At 59.5% G+C, this 15,206-nt stretch carries 14 protein-coding genes and 1 riboswitch; of the genes, 4 read left to right on the top strand and 10 right to left on the bottom strand.

Annotated elements, in window-relative coordinates:
* Positions 1 to 4 precede the first annotated feature (4 nt).
* Both gltS and AC2FLO_RS10025 read right to left on the bottom strand, forming a co-directional pair.
* Positions 5 to 1,252, bottom strand: a complete 1,248-nt coding sequence (gltS, locus tag AC2FLO_RS10030) for a sodium/glutamate symporter (RefSeq protein ID WP_496752917.1) — start codon at positions 1,250 to 1,252, stop codon at positions 5 to 7.
* The gene (locus AC2FLO_RS10025; RefSeq protein ID WP_496752918.1) at positions 1,228 to 1,749 is read right to left on the bottom strand and encodes a DUF6446 family protein; all 522 of its coding nucleotides are present in this window, start codon (positions 1,747 to 1,749) and stop codon (positions 1,228 to 1,230) included. Before AC2FLO_RS10025 ends, gltS begins: the two co-directional genes overlap by 25 nt.
* Positions 1,750 to 1,827: 78 nt before the next feature.
* Between AC2FLO_RS10025 and AC2FLO_RS10020 the strand changes: the two genes are divergently transcribed.
* Positions 1,828 to 2,460, top strand: a complete 633-nt coding sequence (locus tag AC2FLO_RS10020) for a MarC family protein (RefSeq protein ID WP_267363361.1) — start codon at positions 1,828 to 1,830, stop codon at positions 2,458 to 2,460.
* 5 nt (positions 2,461 to 2,465) lie between these two features.
* On the opposite strand, the gene AC2FLO_RS10015 is transcribed toward AC2FLO_RS10020, so the two are convergent.
* On the bottom strand, positions 2,466 to 3,398 hold the full coding sequence (locus tag AC2FLO_RS10015; protein ID WP_496752919.1) for a glycine--tRNA ligase subunit alpha: 933 nt from the start codon (positions 3,396 to 3,398) through the stop codon (positions 2,466 to 2,468).
* Positions 3,399 to 3,605: 207 nt separating this feature from the next.
* Between AC2FLO_RS10015 and AC2FLO_RS10010 the strand changes: the two genes are divergently transcribed.
* Positions 3,606 to 5,345, top strand: a complete 1,740-nt coding sequence (locus AC2FLO_RS10010) for a serine protease (RefSeq protein ID WP_496752920.1) — start codon at positions 3,606 to 3,608, stop codon at positions 5,343 to 5,345.
* A gap of 67 nt (positions 5,346 to 5,412) precedes the next feature.
* On the opposite strand, the gene AC2FLO_RS10005 is transcribed toward AC2FLO_RS10010, so the two are convergent.
* From AC2FLO_RS10005 to metZ, 5 genes are all read right to left on the bottom strand, one after another.
* Complete coding sequence (locus tag AC2FLO_RS10005; RefSeq protein WP_496752921.1) at positions 5,413 to 6,987, bottom strand: thiamine pyrophosphate-binding protein; 1,575 nt, start codon at positions 6,985 to 6,987, stop codon at positions 5,413 to 5,415.
* On the bottom strand, positions 6,987 to 8,435 hold the full coding sequence (locus tag AC2FLO_RS10000; protein WP_496752922.1) for a TrkH family potassium uptake protein: 1,449 nt from the start codon (positions 8,433 to 8,435) through the stop codon (positions 6,987 to 6,989). The genes AC2FLO_RS10005 and AC2FLO_RS10000 overlap by 1 nt, the downstream gene beginning before the upstream one ends.
* A gap of 59 nt (positions 8,436 to 8,494) precedes the next feature.
* The gene (locus AC2FLO_RS09995; protein WP_496752923.1) at positions 8,495 to 9,133 is read right to left on the bottom strand and encodes a hypothetical protein; all 639 of its coding nucleotides are present in this window, start codon (positions 9,131 to 9,133) and stop codon (positions 8,495 to 8,497) included.
* Positions 9,134 to 9,415: 282 nt separating this feature from the next.
* Positions 9,416 to 10,519 (bottom strand): GTP cyclohydrolase FolE2, encoded by a 1,104-nt coding sequence (folE2, locus tag AC2FLO_RS09990; RefSeq protein WP_496752924.1) that lies wholly within the window; start codon positions 10,517 to 10,519, stop codon positions 9,416 to 9,418.
* Between the two features lie 250 nt (positions 10,520 to 10,769).
* Positions 10,770 to 11,960, bottom strand: coding sequence for an O-succinylhomoserine sulfhydrylase (metZ, locus tag AC2FLO_RS09985; RefSeq protein WP_496752925.1), 1,191 nt, complete (start codon positions 11,958 to 11,960; stop codon positions 10,770 to 10,772).
* A 61-nt stretch (positions 11,961 to 12,021) separates the two neighbouring features.
* Positions 12,022 to 12,099: riboswitch (SAM riboswitch) on the bottom strand.
* Between the two features lie 123 nt (positions 12,100 to 12,222).
* Between metZ and AC2FLO_RS09980 the strand changes: the two genes are divergently transcribed.
* Both AC2FLO_RS09980 and AC2FLO_RS09975 read left to right on the top strand, forming a co-directional pair.
* Positions 12,223 to 12,921 carry a glutathione S-transferase N-terminal domain-containing protein gene (locus AC2FLO_RS09980; RefSeq protein WP_480486013.1) on the top strand — a complete coding sequence of 233 codons (699 nt, stop codon included), beginning with the start codon at positions 12,223 to 12,225 and terminating at the stop codon, positions 12,919 to 12,921.
* A 76-nt stretch (positions 12,922 to 12,997) separates the two neighbouring features.
* On the top strand, positions 12,998 to 13,834 hold the full coding sequence (locus tag AC2FLO_RS09975) for a class I SAM-dependent methyltransferase (protein ID WP_496752926.1): 837 nt from the start codon (positions 12,998 to 13,000) through the stop codon (positions 13,832 to 13,834).
* Between the two features lie 186 nt (positions 13,835 to 14,020).
* Here AC2FLO_RS09975 and AC2FLO_RS09970 read toward each other — a convergent pair whose 3' ends face one another.
* The gene (locus AC2FLO_RS09970; protein WP_496752927.1) at positions 14,021 to 14,518 is read right to left on the bottom strand and encodes a hypothetical protein; all 498 of its coding nucleotides are present in this window, start codon (positions 14,516 to 14,518) and stop codon (positions 14,021 to 14,023) included.
* Between the two features lie 240 nt (positions 14,519 to 14,758).
* Positions 14,759 to 15,130: an OB-fold nucleic acid binding domain-containing protein gene (locus tag AC2FLO_RS09965; RefSeq protein WP_496752928.1), complete on the bottom strand. Its 372-nt coding sequence runs from the start codon at positions 15,128 to 15,130 to the stop codon at positions 14,759 to 14,761.
* Positions 15,131 to 15,206 lie beyond the last annotated feature (76 nt).

The raw sequence follows: 15,206 nt of genomic DNA, 5'->3' as shown, positions 1-15,206 counted from the left end.
GTCCTTAGAAATTGACGATCGTCTGAATGACGATGGCATTGGCGATATCCACAAAGAAGGCGGATACAAGGGGCAGCACGATAAAGGCAATAGGCGATGGGCCATATCGCTTGGTCACGGCTGTCATATTTGCGATAGCGGTGGGTGTGGCCCCCAACGCAAAGCCGCCAAACCCGGCGGCCAGTACTGCGGCGCGATAGTTGGACCCCATGACCGGGAACAGCAGCCAGAGGACGAACAGCACAGCAAAGAGCGTCTGCGCTGTCATGATCACGGCAATGGCCATGCCCAGCTGCGCAATGGTCCAGAGTTGCAGGCTCATCAGCGACATTGCCAGAAACGCGCCCAGCGCAAATTCCGAAATCAGCGCCAGCGACGGTGTGCGCGACACTTTCGGAGCATCGGGAAACAGCGCGTCCCGCAGATTGGCGATCACGATGCCCATGATCAGGCAGGGCACGAACAGCGGCAGTTTCAGCCCGGCGGCGGCAATTGATTCATTCAGCGCATATCCCGAGATGATCGCCAGGTTCAGGTGCAGCAAGACGCGCATGACGGTCAGATGATCGATGTTTGCGGTGTGCCCGTCATGCTCATCCGGCAATCCGATGCTGTGTTCTTCGTCGGGGCGGTCAGGCGTCAGGCCGCGCCGTTCGACCAGCAGGCGCGCAATCGGGCCGCCAACCAGCGCGGCAAGCACCAATCCAAGGGTGGCGACGGCCACACCCAGTTCGGTCGCGCCGTCAAGGCCCGTTGCCTGCGCCACGTCCGGCGCCCATGCGATTGCCGTACCGTGCCCACCGATCAGGGCCGCCGATCCGAACAACACACCGGCCTGTGCGGGATAGCCGAAGATCACCGCCCCAGCCGCGCCAATCACATTCTGAAAGACTATCGTCGCCAGAGTGAGAATCAAAAGCAAGATTAACGGCTTACCGCCCGCAATGAGGTCAGACAGACGGGCGTTCAGGCCGATCCCGGCAAAAAACAGGACCAGCAGGAAATCGCGGGCTGTCAGGCCAAAGGACAGTTCGATCCCGAAGACCAGATAGAGCATCAGAACCACCAGCGAGGCCAGCAGGCCCCCTGTTACGGGTTCGGGGATGTTGAAATTGCGCAGGGTTGTCACACGTGCGTTGATCTCGGCCCCGATCAGATAGACCGCAAACCCCAGAGTGGCCGTCAGGAAATCGGGGATTTCTATGACATGGCCCACGGTCTGCTCCTTCAGTTTTCCGGGCGCGGCGGACATTCCTCGCCCACGACGGTACCGTCATAGGCTTTTTCACCGCAATTGTTCAACGCGTGCCAGACATAGCCCTTGCCTTCTTCGGTGATCGCCACGATCCGGTCGACGCCGAAATGAATGTTCTTCACCCCCATGAACGCCCGCGCCTGCCCGGATTCAAGCGCTTCCGCCAAAGACACCGCATCGTAGCATTCAAACCATCCCGGTGCGGTCAGGGGTTCGGAGTTTTCGACAGGCACGTATCCAGCCATCTGGTCCGGCGACAATTCGGTCTCGAAACAGGCGCGATACCGAATAGGCGAACTGTCGGCGTCGATTGCCTGAAACCCGGAATAGGCGATGGGTTCCGGCACACCGCCCGCATCCGTCATCAGGGCAACGTCCTGCCCCGGTTGCGGTTCGACCTCATAATAATAGCCGTAGACCTGTAGATAATACATGCCGAGGCCTGCCACGATGGCCGACAGCAGCAGAAGAATTGCCAGCAGTTTTCCCGTCATCTTTCAGGCCGCCTCTTTCAAGTTCTTGTAAAATAGGACAGGTTTCATCGGGGAACAGGCAGAAACGAGGTCAACACGATGGAATCCACCCTTGCCGTCGGATTTTTCGGCGCATTGTTTGCGATCATGAACCCGGTCACCAACCTGCCGGTGTTTCTGAGCGTCACTCAGGACCTGTCCGCCGCCGAACAGCGCAAGATAGCGGTCAAAACCGTGATCTACTGCCTGATCCTTGGCGGTGCCTTTGCCCTGGTCGGCAGTCAGGCGCTTGGCCTTTTTGGCATCAGCGTCAATCATCTGCGCGTCGCCGGTGGTCTGGTTGTCATGATGATCGGTCTGAACATGCTGAACGGGCACGAAAGCACCTCTCACCACGGGACGAAGGGGGAGAAGGACGCTTACCCCGAACCCGACACCGTCGCCTTTTATCCGCTGGCCTTTCCCATTCTGGTAGGCCCCGGCACCATCACCACGCTGATCCTGTATGCACACCAGATCAAGAAGCCTATAGAAGCCTTTGTTTATGCAGGCGTATTCCTTGCCGTTGTTGGCCTGCTTCTGATCACGTTCTGGAACGCGGCCTGGCTGGCCCAACGCCTGTCCGACACCGCGCGCGTGATCATGAGCCGCTTTATGGGGATGATTCTTGCGGCTATCGCCGTCAGCATGATTGCGGACGGCCTGAAAGCTCTGTTGCCGGGGCTGGCCTGATCGCCTCATCCGGCGCTGAACCCGGCGGCCTCGGTCTGCACAAAGGCATCCGCGCATTGCTTGGCCAGCGCCCGCACGCGTCCGATATAGGCCTGTCGTTCGGTGACCGAGATCACGCCCCGCGCATCCAGAAGGTTGAAGATGTGTGACGCCTTGATGCATTGGTCATAAGCCGGGTGCGCCATGATGATGCGCTTGCCGGTTTTCGGATCGTCATGCGCCTGCGCCAGGATAGTGGCGCATTCAGCCTCGGCCTCTTCGAAATGGCGCAGCAGAACCTCGGTATTGGCCACGTCAAAATTCCAGCGGGCGTATTCCTCTTCCGTCTGTTTGAAGATATCGCCGTATTTCAGCGGGCTGGGCGATTGCGGATCGTTGAACGGCATGTCCATCACGTGGTCGATACCCAGCACATACATGGCCAGACGCTCGAGACCATAAGTCAGCTCGCCCGAGACAGGCGCGCAGTCATGGCCGCCGACCTGCTGGAAATAGGTGAACTGACTGACTTCCATTCCGTCACACCAAACCTCCCAGCCAAGCCCCCATGCGCCCAGTGTGGGGCTTTCCCAATCGTCTTCGACAAAGCGGATATCATGCAGGTCCATGTCGATGCCGATGGCCTGAAGGCTGCCCAGATACAGCTCCTGCAAATCCGGCGGGCTGGGTTTGATCAGCACCTGATACTGGTAGTAATGCTGAAGCCGGTTGGGGTTTTCGCCATAACGCCCATCCGTGGGACGGCGCGACGGCTGAACATAGGCTGCGGCCCATGCCTTGGACCCCAGCGCCCGCAAGGTGGTTGCGGGATGGAACGTCCCTGCCCCGACCTCCATGTCATAGGGTTGCAGAATCGCACAGCCTTTCGAGGCCCAGTAGGACTGAAGCCTGAGGATGATTTCCTGAAATGAACGCGGTGCGCTGGTCGGTTCGGTCATGACATTCCCTCTGGGCGCCCCGTGCGCCCGGTTCCGGTCGGTTTGGCCCTTCCTATGCAAGGGGCCGAGGGGCGTCAACGGGGCTTTGGGCTGTGGCTGTATCTGCGCGGCCACACCACAAATTCCCCGCATTCTCAGCATGGTATTTGGCAAATGAAATCGCGTATTCTGCACCTCAGTACAAACACCGCATAACACGGGCAGACAATGACACGCGTATTTTCAGCAATTCTTTTGTTTCTTCTGGTCGGCCTGCGCACCGCGACCGCTCAACAAGACCCCGGCGTCTGGGTTCAGGTCGAGGCGCAGCCGTCGCTGCGCGAAGCGCAGGACCGGGCGCAAGCCTATGCCAGCACCCTGCCCGATGTGAACGGGTTTCGGCTGAATAGTGGCTGGTATGCCATCGTCATTGGCCCCTATTCGCGCGGCGATGCCGAGCAGGTTTTACGCGTATACCGGGCTGAGGGGCAGATCCCGCGTGACAGCTTTGTCGCGTTTTCAAGTTCGTTGGGGCAACAGTTCTGGCCCGTCGGCGAAAACGCCCTGAACCGCGACGCTGTAAGCGCGCCGACGGAACCGGCAGCACAGCCGCAAAAAACCCTGACAATCACGACCCCACAGGTTTCGGATGAAACCCGCGCACAAGCATTGCAGTCCGAGCGCCTTTTGACCGCGCAGGAACGGAAAGACCTACAAACGGCCCTGCAGGCTGCGGGTTTCTATTATTCGACCATTGATGGTGCTTTCGGTCAGGGAACCCGCCGGTCGATGGGCGATTGGCAGCGGTTCAACGGCTATGAGGCGACGGGCGTTTTGACCACGGTGCAGCGCAAGGCCTTGATGGATGAATACAACGCGCCGCTGATCTCGGCCGGGATGGACCGGTATTCCGACGACGCGGCCGGAATTGCGCTGGATATGCCGTTGGGTACAGTCAGCTTTGACCGCTATGAAGCTCCGTTCGTACATTTCAAAAGCGCCTCGGACCTGAAGGCCCAGGCCCTTTTGATCAGTCAGGAGGGTGACAAGAACACGTTGCGCGCCCTTTACGAGGTGATGCAGTCGCTTGAGATTGTACCGCTGAACGGCCCGCGCGAGCTGGGCCGCGACCAGTTCACCCTTGAAGGGCGCGGCAATGGGATCGTGTCATTCACGCAGGCGCGGCTGGCCGATGGGAAAATCAAGGGCTTTACGCTGGTCTGGCCCGAAGGGGACGAGGCGCGCCGCCTGCGTGTTCTGGCTGCGATGGCGACCAGCCTGAGCACAACGGACGCGGTTCTGGATGCCGCCGCCGGTGCGGATGCGGAACAGCGCATCGATCTGGTCTCGGGTCTTCAAATCCGCAAGCCCCGGTTGTCGCGGTCGGGCTTTTTCGCTGGCGCGGACGGTACGGTTCTGACGGTATCCGAAGCCGCCGAAAGCTGCACCCGGATCACACTGGAAGGGGATCAGGAGGTGCAACTGGCGCTGACGGACCCGGAGCTTGGTGTTTCGGTCCTGCGCCCTGCAAAAGCCCTTGCACCGATGAGTGTTGCTGCTTTCAGTACCACCCAGCCGCGCATCCAGTCCGAAGTGGCCGTATCCGGCTTTTCCTATCAGGGGGCTTTGGGCGCACCGACGCTGACCTACGGCCAAATCGCGGATATCCGCGGCCTGAACGGCGAGACAGGTGTCAAACGGCTGGCGCTGAACGCTCAGCCCGGAGATGCAGGCGGACCGGTCTTCAACGACAGCGGCAACGTGGTTGGTATGCTGCTGCCCACACCGTCCGAGGGGCGCACCCTGCCCGCATCGGTCAGCCTTGCGGCAACGGTCGAGCGGTTGACAGAAATCCTGACGAAAGCCGGCGTTTCCGGTCAGTCAAGCGAGGAAACCACCCGGATTTCCCCTAACGAGCTGAACCGGCGCGCGACCGGAATGACGGTTCTGGTACACTGCTGGGACTGAGCCCGCGCAGACATTGAAACCAGACGTTGAAACACCAAAGCGCCGCATGACCATGCGGCGCTTTTTGTTACAGAATGTCCGGGGTCACGTGGATCAAGGTCGGGACAGGTGCATCAAACGCCGCGCGAACCGCGCTCTGCATCTCAGCCAGAGATGAAGGCGCTGAGGCGCGCGCGCCAAAAGCCTCGGCCAGTTTGCAGAAATCCGGGTTATGCGCCACCACCGCATTGGGCGCGATCTGGCTGCGGACCATGCTGTCTTCGATTTCTTTCAGCTTGCCATTGTCCCACAGGATGATCGGCAGCGACAAACCCAGTTCGACCGCAACACCCAGTTCCTGCATCGTATAGTGGAACCCGTAATCCCCGGCGATAACCGCCGTTGGTTTGCCGCGCCGCGCCACCGCGCCGCCAATTCCAGCCGGCAGACCATAGCCCAGCGTTCCGAACCCGGTGGGATGGTGCCAGTGATGCGGATAGGCCATGTCCCACACTTCTTTCGCGACATAGGCGAATTGGGTCATGTCGGAATAGATCATGGTATCAGCCGGCATCGCCGAGCGCAGCGCATCGGCCACTGCTGCAATTCCGGGCCGTTCGGCATCCACCTCGGCCCGCCACCGGGCGCGGGTTTCGGAAATTTCATCGGGCGACCAGCCGGTTGCCGGTTTCAGGTTTTCGGTCGCCTGCCACAAGGCGCGGGCAAAGCTTTCGCTGTCGGTTTGCAGTTTGATCGCGGCGCGATGTTGGTCGGACAGGACTTCGGGATCAAGGTCAACGCGGATCAGCGTTGCCGAATGCCCAAGGTCGCTGCGCCACAGATCGACCTCGCCCAGTTCTGCGCCGACCGCGATGACCAGATCCGCCGAGGCGATAACCTCGGCGCTGCCGGGGCGCGGCAGCGACGCGCCGAAATCCAGCGGATAGTTTGCGCCCGGCAGCCCGCGCCCTGCGTATGTGGTAAAGCAGGCAGCCCCAAGCTGTGCCAGAATCTGCCGCCAGTCGTTGGACTTGCAACCGCCCCCCAGAATGAACAGCGGCCTGCGCGCAAGGTTCAGCATCGAGACAACAGGCGATACGTCAGGCGGCAACGCCTTGATGCGCAACGCGGGCTGGTTGGGGAAAGGTGCCGGATCAGCCTCGGCCTGCAACTGCGCGATTGGCACCTGAATGTGCTTGGGGCGCGGGCGCGACAGCTCGAATTCTTCAAAGGCGCGTTCGACCAGCGCATAGGCGGCCTCGGCCGTGTTGGCCTGTGCCGACCAGTCGGCAACGGTTCCGGCCGCAAGGCGCTGGTCCTTCATCTGGTGCAACTGGCCGCGCAAGGCCTGTGTTTCATCAAGGCAGGACGACACCACCAGCATCGGCACCGAGTCGCTGTAGGCCTGCCCGATCGGCGTCATGATGTTGCACAGGCCGGGCCCGGTGATCACATAGGCAACCCCCGGCTTGCCGGTTGAGCGGGCATACCCATCGGCCATGAACCCCGCCCCCTGTTCGTGACGGGCCAGAACATGTTGGATGCCAGCCTCTTCGATGCCGCGGTACATTTCCTGATTGTGAACGCCGGGTATGCCAAAAATCACGTCCACGCCACGATCCTTGAGCATATGCGAAATCTGCGCGCCAAGGGGTCTTTTCATCAGCCTCTCCAGAATTGAACGGTGAAGATCGCGTAAACGGCCAACAGCTCGAGCCGCCCGACCAGCATCCCGATTGTCAGCAACCATTTGGCCGTGTCGTTGAGATTTGCGAAATTGCCCGCTGGTCCGATCTGATCGCCCAGACCGGGGCCGACATTGGCCAGCGCGGTCGCCGCCCCGGAAACGGCTGTGATGAAGTCCAGACCGGTCAGCGCCAGCGCCCAGGACAGCACGCCCATCGACAGGACGAAGAACATGAAGAAGCTCATCACCGAGGTCAGAACGCCCTGCCCCACGGGCCGCCCATCATAGAGCGGCACAAACACGCCATGCGGAGACCTGATCCGTTTGATCTGACTTTTGATCGAGGCAAACAGCAACTGATAGCGGAATATCTTGATCGAACATGCAGTCGATCCCGCGCAGCCGCCAATCAGGCCGATCAGGAAGAACATCATGATCGGAAAGCTGCCCCAGCCCATGTAATCGACACTGGCATAGCCGGTGCCCGAGATGATCGAGGTGATGTTGAACAGAGATTCCCGAAACGCCTGTTCCCAGTGATGCGGAAAGACCGATGTCAGGAAAATCGACATGATGATGACCAGAACCAGAATGGTCGCCAGAAACGCGCGAATTTGACTGTCTTTCCACAAGGACGCTGTATAACCGTTTGCCAGCTGGACATAGCGCACAAAAGGAAGCGCCGCCAATATCATGAACACCGACGCCGCATATTCGGCGGGGCCCGAAAAGGTTCCGAACGAGGCGTCATAGTTCGAGAACCCACCGGTCGAAAGCGTTGTCAACGCATGTACCAGCGCATCGAAAAAGTTCATTCCCAGACCGGCGTAAACCAGCGCGCAAACCAGTGTCAGGAAAACATAGATGAGCGAAATCTGACCCGCGATCTCTTGCGCGCGCGGCAGGATTTTACCCATTGTTTCAAAGCCTTCCGAGCGAAAGATCTGCATGCCGCCGACACGCAGTTCGGGCAGGAACACCATGGCGACAACGATGATCCCGATACCCCCCAGCCATTGCAGGATACCACGCCACAGCAATAGCCCTTGCGGCAGGGTATCCAACCCGGAAATCACCGTTGAACCTGTTGTTGTCAGGCCGGACATCGCCTCGAAATACGCATCAACAAAGCGCAGCTCGGTTTCACCGAACAGAAACGGAATTGCCCCAAACAGGGGCAACGCCGCCCAAACACCGGTTGTCAACAGGAAGGTCTGGCGGATGGTCAGCCCTTCGCCCACACCGTTCGAGCAGCTCATCGCCAGAACGGTCCCGGTCAGCGTCGTGATAATGGCGCTTTCCAGAAATACCGGCCATTCGCCGCGCCCTTCGATCAGGTCCGCGAGCATAGGCAGCAGCATGGTCGCCCCAAGAATGGCGACCAGCAAGCCAATCACATATCCGACCGGGCGAAGATCCATCATGACGCGCAGGGTTGGCGTGCCAACCCGACCGTGTCAAGCAGATGATCCCGGTTTACCCGTCAGTTTTTGACATCTGTTCCGGGCATCACAGGCGGTTTGGACGGGGCGCGTGATTTTCGCGCCTGCGGTTTGGGCGGTTCCGTCGCCGGGGCTGGTTTCGCCTGCACCTTGGCCGGGGCAGGATCGACCGGTGTCGGCTTGACCTGCGCTGCCTGAACAGGCGCCGGTGTCGCAGGGGCGGGCTTGGGCGTTACGGGCGACACGGTTTCGGTCGCAGGTGTCGCCGCGGATTCAACAGGCTTCACTGCTTTTTCATCACTAACCGCTGGTGTCGGTTTGGCTGCCGCCGGGGGTGCCGCCGTGGGCCGCGGACTGGCTGAAAACTCAACAGGTTTGGCTACCGGCTTGGCCGGCGCAGGTTTGCGGGCCAGCTTTTTCTTGGCCGTTGACGATTTCGCCGGTACGCGTTTCGTGCGCGCCACGGCAGGTTTGGGTTTGGCCGCCGGTTTTTCCGCCGGAGCTTCCACCACTGGACCCGGTGCTGATGCTGCCAGATGCAGGGCGTGGACCGGCACCATCGGCAGTTCAAGCGCCGAACGGGTCATGATCTGTGCAATCTTGATCTGGTTGACGATCGCATAGCCAGCCATGCGTATAGCCGCGGCCTGAAGCTCCAGCGGTTGGGTAATCGGATTCATTCCATAGATCTCCTGTGAAAACGATGCAGCCAGAAGAGTAAGGGTAAAGCGCCCTGCCCGCTCGGGGGGCCGGGCGGAGGTTGGGGTCTTGCAGTCCAAGGCGTCTCACGTCTCGGCTTCCTTTCGGGTGACACACCATTGAGCGCGCCGGTGTGCCGAAGCTGCATTCCCCGTCAGGATACAGGAGTTTTTCACGCAATTGCAGCATTTTTGCTGCGCTGCGGCTAATGAGCGCCGATCAGGTAAATCTCTGATTAAATTCTAGCCACTTACCCGAGACGTTCAGCCAACGTGAAACAGGGTCGTGAACAGTTTCGGGTCAAGGCTGGACGCGGCGAAGGTTGGGCCTTCGGTCAGAATCGACACGGCGTCATGGCTGTGCAGGCTTTCCTGATGGCTTGCGACAACGCGAAAATCACCGACGTGATGATCTGCCAGCAACTCGGCACAAAACAGGCGCGCGGCATCTTCGACGAAGATCGGATTGGCTGCGTTCAATTCGGCGAAAGCCTGTTCATCTTCGCGCTTCACCATCACCTGCGTTTCCGTCGGAACCGCACGGCGGCACAGCGCAATCAGGTCTTCAAACCACAGGCAATCCGCATCGCAATCCACGACAACCGAGATCCGCGCGACGGAGCGCTGCGAATGCGGCGTCGCCAGCTGACCGCGCATCGACCGGGCATGTTCGCTGAGTTCCAAAGAACATGGGCAGGTCGAGGAATAGACGTAGTCAAGGTGCATGATCTTTTGACGCACACCGTTCTGTTCGACCAGTTCCAGTGCGATATCGTAATACTGGTACCCTTCAAGGCCTGAACGCAGGCTTTTGATCCTGTCCGGGTAGGAAAAGCGCATCTGGATACGGGCGTCGAAGCTGTCCAGATCGGACATGTAATCGTCCAGAGCGGATTCCATGACCTCAAAGCTGAACGTCCGTTCCGCATGTTTGTAGAAAGACCGCATGATCCGGGACATGTTGATGCCCTTTTTCTCGGCCTCGAGGCTGACCGTGCCGGTGATCGAGGTTTCCAGCGTCAGGTCTTCGCCCTCTTTCCGGTGGAACCGGATCGGCAGGCGGAAGTTCGAAATACCCACATGTTGGATCTGCTGTTTGGCCCCACGGATCAGGCTGGACGGGCCGTTCTGCAAATCCGGCAAGGATGCGCGGTACGCCGCATCGACGGTAAAGTCATCGGGGTAAGCGCGCAAAAAAGGCGGATAGTTGCCCGCCGCCAGACCGGGCAGCAGCCGGGCCACAGCCGGGTCAAGCTGGTTTATCTCGGCTTCCGAGGCAGATTTGGCCCATTGCCGCAGAACGTTCAGAGCTTCGGCAGCCTTGTCCCGATCCGGTTTTTCATCAATGTCGCGCGGGTGAACGTTCATCAGCGGCGGTTCCTTGGTTGGTCGTCGGACTATATATGACTGATGGTCTATTATCAGTCTAACCCGATACGTCGGCAATAGCAGCCCGGATTGAAAAATCCGGCGCAAAACCGTCATCTTGCAACAGTTAGCGCCTTTTGACGGTGGGAACAGCGGGCGGCGCGTCTGGCTGCCGCCTGAAACAGAGTGGCCGCTTGGGCAGGCACAGCCTGCCCCCTACGCACGAAAAAGGCGCGCAGGGGGCTTTGATTTACTTCTGCGAGGCTTCCAGCGCTTGCTGAAGGTCGGCCAGCAAGTCACCGGCATCCTCAAGCCCGACGGAAAAGCGGATCAGACCCGGTGTAATGCCCAGCTGGTCCTTCTGCACGTCACTGAGACGCTGGTGCGTTGTTGTCGCCGGGTGCGTCGCGATGGATTTGGCATCGCCCAGATTGTTCGAAATCACAGGGATGTTCATTGCGTTCAGGAAGGCAAACGCCGCATCCTTGCCGCCCTTGATGTCCAGCGATAGCACGGTCCCGCCCTTGCCGCCCAACTGGGTTTGAACCAGCGCGTTCTGGGCGTGGGTTTTCAAACCGGGGTAAAGCGTCCGTTCCAATGCCGGGTGCCCTTCCAGCGCCTCGGCAATCTTTTGCGCGCTTTCGGCTTGTGCATTGACCCGCAGCGCCATCGTCTCAAGGCCCTTGAGCATGATCCACGCGTTGAACGGGCTCAGCGCTCCACCGGTATGCTTGAGATAGGGTTCAACCGTTCCGCGGATGAAGTCCTTGGTTCCGATGATGACACCGCCCAGCGCACGGCCTTGCCCGTCGATATGCTTGGTCGCTGAGTAGACGACCACATCCGCGCCCTGCTGGATCGCGCGCGAGAACACCGGGGTCGAGAACACGTTGTCCACCACAACAACAGCACCGACCGCATGGGCCAGATCGGCCACGGCAGCGATATCAATCACCTCAAGCGTGGGGTTCGACATGGATTCAAAGAAAACGGCCTTGGTGTCCGGGCGGATCGCAGCCTTCCACTGCTCCAGATCGGTGCCGTCCACAAAGGTCACCTCCACGCCATAGCGGCTCAGGATGTTTTCAAGGATATAGAGGCACGAGCCGAACAACGCCTTGGCCGAAACGACATGGTCCCCGGCCTTCAGCATCGAGGTCAGCGCGCCGTTGACGGCGGCCATGCCCGAGGCCGTCGCAAAGGCATCTTCACCGCCCTCCAGCGCCGCGATGCGCTGTTCGAACATGGACACGGTCGGGTTGCCGTAACGGGCATAGATGAACTCGTCCGGGCCACATTCCAGAAACCGGGTCTCGGCCTGCTCCGCGTTTTCGTAAACAAAGCCCTGCGTCAGGAAAATCGCCTCGCTCACCTCGTTATACTGGCTGCGACGGATGCCGCCATGAACGGCTTGGGTGCGTTTGTTCCAGTTCTCGCTCATCTCATTCCTTTCAGCCTCGGGGGGAGGCAAACAAAAAACCCCAGACGCGGCCAAGCGAAAGGGGTCTTTCATCCTGACCTTTTAGCGGTGTTGTTTAGCGTGGCCCGCAATCCGGTAACAAATCGCCACGTAGCTTCAGGATCGCAATACGCTTCGGGCGGTTCGCGGTCAAGCCCGGCCTGCGCGTCGGTCACGCTTTCGTAAGCGGTACTTGCCGAACCGGCAGAAACCCGCATGATCCCTGTCAACATCAGGAGAACACATGGCTGACCCGATTGATCTGTATTTCTGGCCGACACCGAATGGCTGGAAAGTTTCCATCGCTCTGGAGGAGATGGAGCTGCCCTACACCACCCATCTGATCAATATCGGCAAGGGTGACCAGTTCGATCCCGCGTTCCTGAAAATCGCGCCCAACAACCGGATGCCCGCCATTGTCGATCCCGACGGGCCGGATGGCGCACCTGTTTCGGTTTTCGAAAGCGGCGCGATCCTGATGTATCTGGCACGCAAGACCGGGCGGTTCTATGGCACGACCGAACGCGACCGGATCGCGGTCGAGGAATGGCTGATGTGGCAGATGGGCGGCGTTGGCCCGATGGCCGGTCAGGCGCATCACTTCCTGAAATACGCCCCGCAACTGGACCCGCCGCAGGACCTGCCCTATGCCAAGGACCGCTACCGCGCCGAGGTCGCGCGGCTTTACGGCGTACTGGACCGGCGGCTGGCCGAAAACGAGTATGTCGCGGGCGATTTCTATTCCATCGCCGACATGTCGATCTGGGGCTGGGCCAGCCTGTGGGAAGGCCAGCAGCAGGTGCTGGAGGACAAACCGCACTTTGCCCGCTGGCTGGAAACCGTCAGCGCCCGCCCAGCCGTACAAGCCGGACGCGCGCTGTATGCCGAGTTGCGAGGGGATCACCGGGACAAACAGGCACAGAGCGTTTTGTTCAAGCGGTAAGGCTTATGGGCTGCTTTGAGGCCGTAGCTGACCTCTCTGTTTTCATCTATCATTCAACTGCCTATGAGGATGCCAGATGGAGGACGGGGGAAATATGCAAGATTTTGGCGAATTCGCAGCCCGCGAGCGCCTCGGCTGGGCCGACGAGAGCATTGTCTCCGCTTATGTAAGAAAGTTTGGCCCTGTCACGGACTATGCGGCCCAAGAGTTGATCAATCGTGGATCGCCAAAAGGAATGTCGGTTCTTGATTTATGTTGCGGTCAAGGCGCCTTGACCGCAATGCTTAGCGAGGCGGGTTCACGTGTTACTGGCTTAGACTTTTCGGAAGTAATGCTTGCCTTAGCAGCTGAGACCGCACCAGATGCTGTTCTTCAGCAAGGTGACGCCGCAGCACTTCCTTTCGCTGACGGCCAATTCGATCAGGTGGTCTGCAACTTTGGTATGATGCACTTACCTGAGCAACCGAAAGCGTTAGATGAAATCAACAGAGTGCTGCGTACCGGGGGCCGTTTCTTGATGGCAACTTGGGCGACCCCAGATGTTTCTCCGGCATTCGGAACTGTGTTTGGAGCGATAAAGACGAATGCAGATTTTTCCGATGCCCCCCCTCAGCCGGACCTTTTCGCTTTTGCGCGGCCCGACGAAGCGAAGGCGATGATGCAGGCATCTGGCTTGCGCATGGTTTCCCATGAAAATGTCACGACGCATTGGCTCTTGGATGAACCGGGTGAATTATTCGATATTTTCCTAACGGCAACGGTTGCGGCATCCCAGCTTATCAAGGGTCAGAAGCCGGAAGTGATTGAAGTAATTCGGGATCAAGTAACCGATGCGGTAAGCGCTAATTTCCGCGACAAGAATATATATCGCGTACCAGTGGCCATCGCGATCGTGCAGGCAGAGGCTGAATAGCAGCCGTTATTCTGTCGAAGTCCGTTTTGTCCCGCAAAGCGGACTAACCCTCTCCCCCACACCAAAACATCCTGTATCCCCGGAATATCCTCGATCCTTTCCGCGATCGCATTGGTTACCTAGTTTGCCCTCTGAATCCTGCCCTGCAACGCCCCTGGCGGAGGATCCTTGTCGCGGGGCGACCTGTCAGCGAAACTGGAATTCAGGTTCCGCGGGGAAAGACATGGATATGCCCGTCCAATGCCCATTGCGCAGCCTTGCAACGTTCCGCCCGTCAACACGCATCCGGGTCGTCAGGACAAATGCGGCCTGCCCTTTGCGCGCCCCGGCTTTCTGGGCTGCGTCGCCAGAACGCTCGGCCCTGTCGAACAGAATCCCATCGGGTTTTGCCGACCGCCGGGACCGAAAGTTCGGGACCAAATGCGGCTTTCGATCCGCTTCTTCCGCCGGGCGCGACGCCTCAATCTGCTTGAGTAGCTGCAACTCTGACCGAAGCCTTTTTGCAGTCTCAGCCTGTCTGCGTTCAAAGGAATAAGCGCCTAACGCCTCATCAATCATTCGGGCGGTGTGAACATATCCCGCTGAACGCGTGAGTTCCGAGAGCTCGGCCAGACGGTCGGAAATCCGGCTTTCGTCCCGAGAGATGGTGTTTTGGAGCGATCCTTGGTGCGTTGCGTTGGGCATCCGAACTGACTCTGAAAAGACGTTGAGTGATGCGCAATCCGGCCCGAGCTTTGACACAAGCCGATGCGCAAAGATGCGTGTCACTACGTGCCCGGCTCCAAAGAGTCGACCATCCCGCGTTCAAGTGGCGGAAAAGCGCCTTAATCGCGCATTTGGGACAAAGAAAACATATCGCCCGCTCTCCAGGCGCGGGTTTGTGGCACTGCGACGGACAATTTAGGATTGATCCGCACGACAGACCTAACCCTGCCCCTGCACCAGCAAGTCCAGCATGCCCGAGATATCCTCGATCTCTTCCGCGATCACGTGGGTCACCGAATGCGCCCGCTGCATCCGACCCGTCACCTTCAGCAATCGCCCCGAGATCACCGCACGGCGGAAGCGTTCGTAGATTTTGCGCCAGACCACCACGTTGACGATCCCGGTCTCATCCTCAAGCGTCAGAAAGATCACGCCTTTGGCCGTCCCCGGCCGCTGCCGCAGGATCACCAGCCCGGCCACGGCCACACGCGCCCCTTCGGGCGGGGCCTCCAGCTGGGCGGAGGGCAGACAGGACGGCGGTCGCGGCCAGTTCCGGTTTGAAACCGCGCGGTGAAAAGGGGCAATAAGCATAGGAACAAAAATAGAACAAAATGCAGGAAAGTCCAGACACGGCGCAAGGAGTCGCAAATGAGGCTGGAAACACCTA

Source organism: Ruegeria sp. TASC047, from assembly GCF_059612445.1.
The sequence above is the reverse complement of the archived record's forward strand: the minus strand, read 5'-3'. Positions and strand labels throughout refer to the sequence as shown.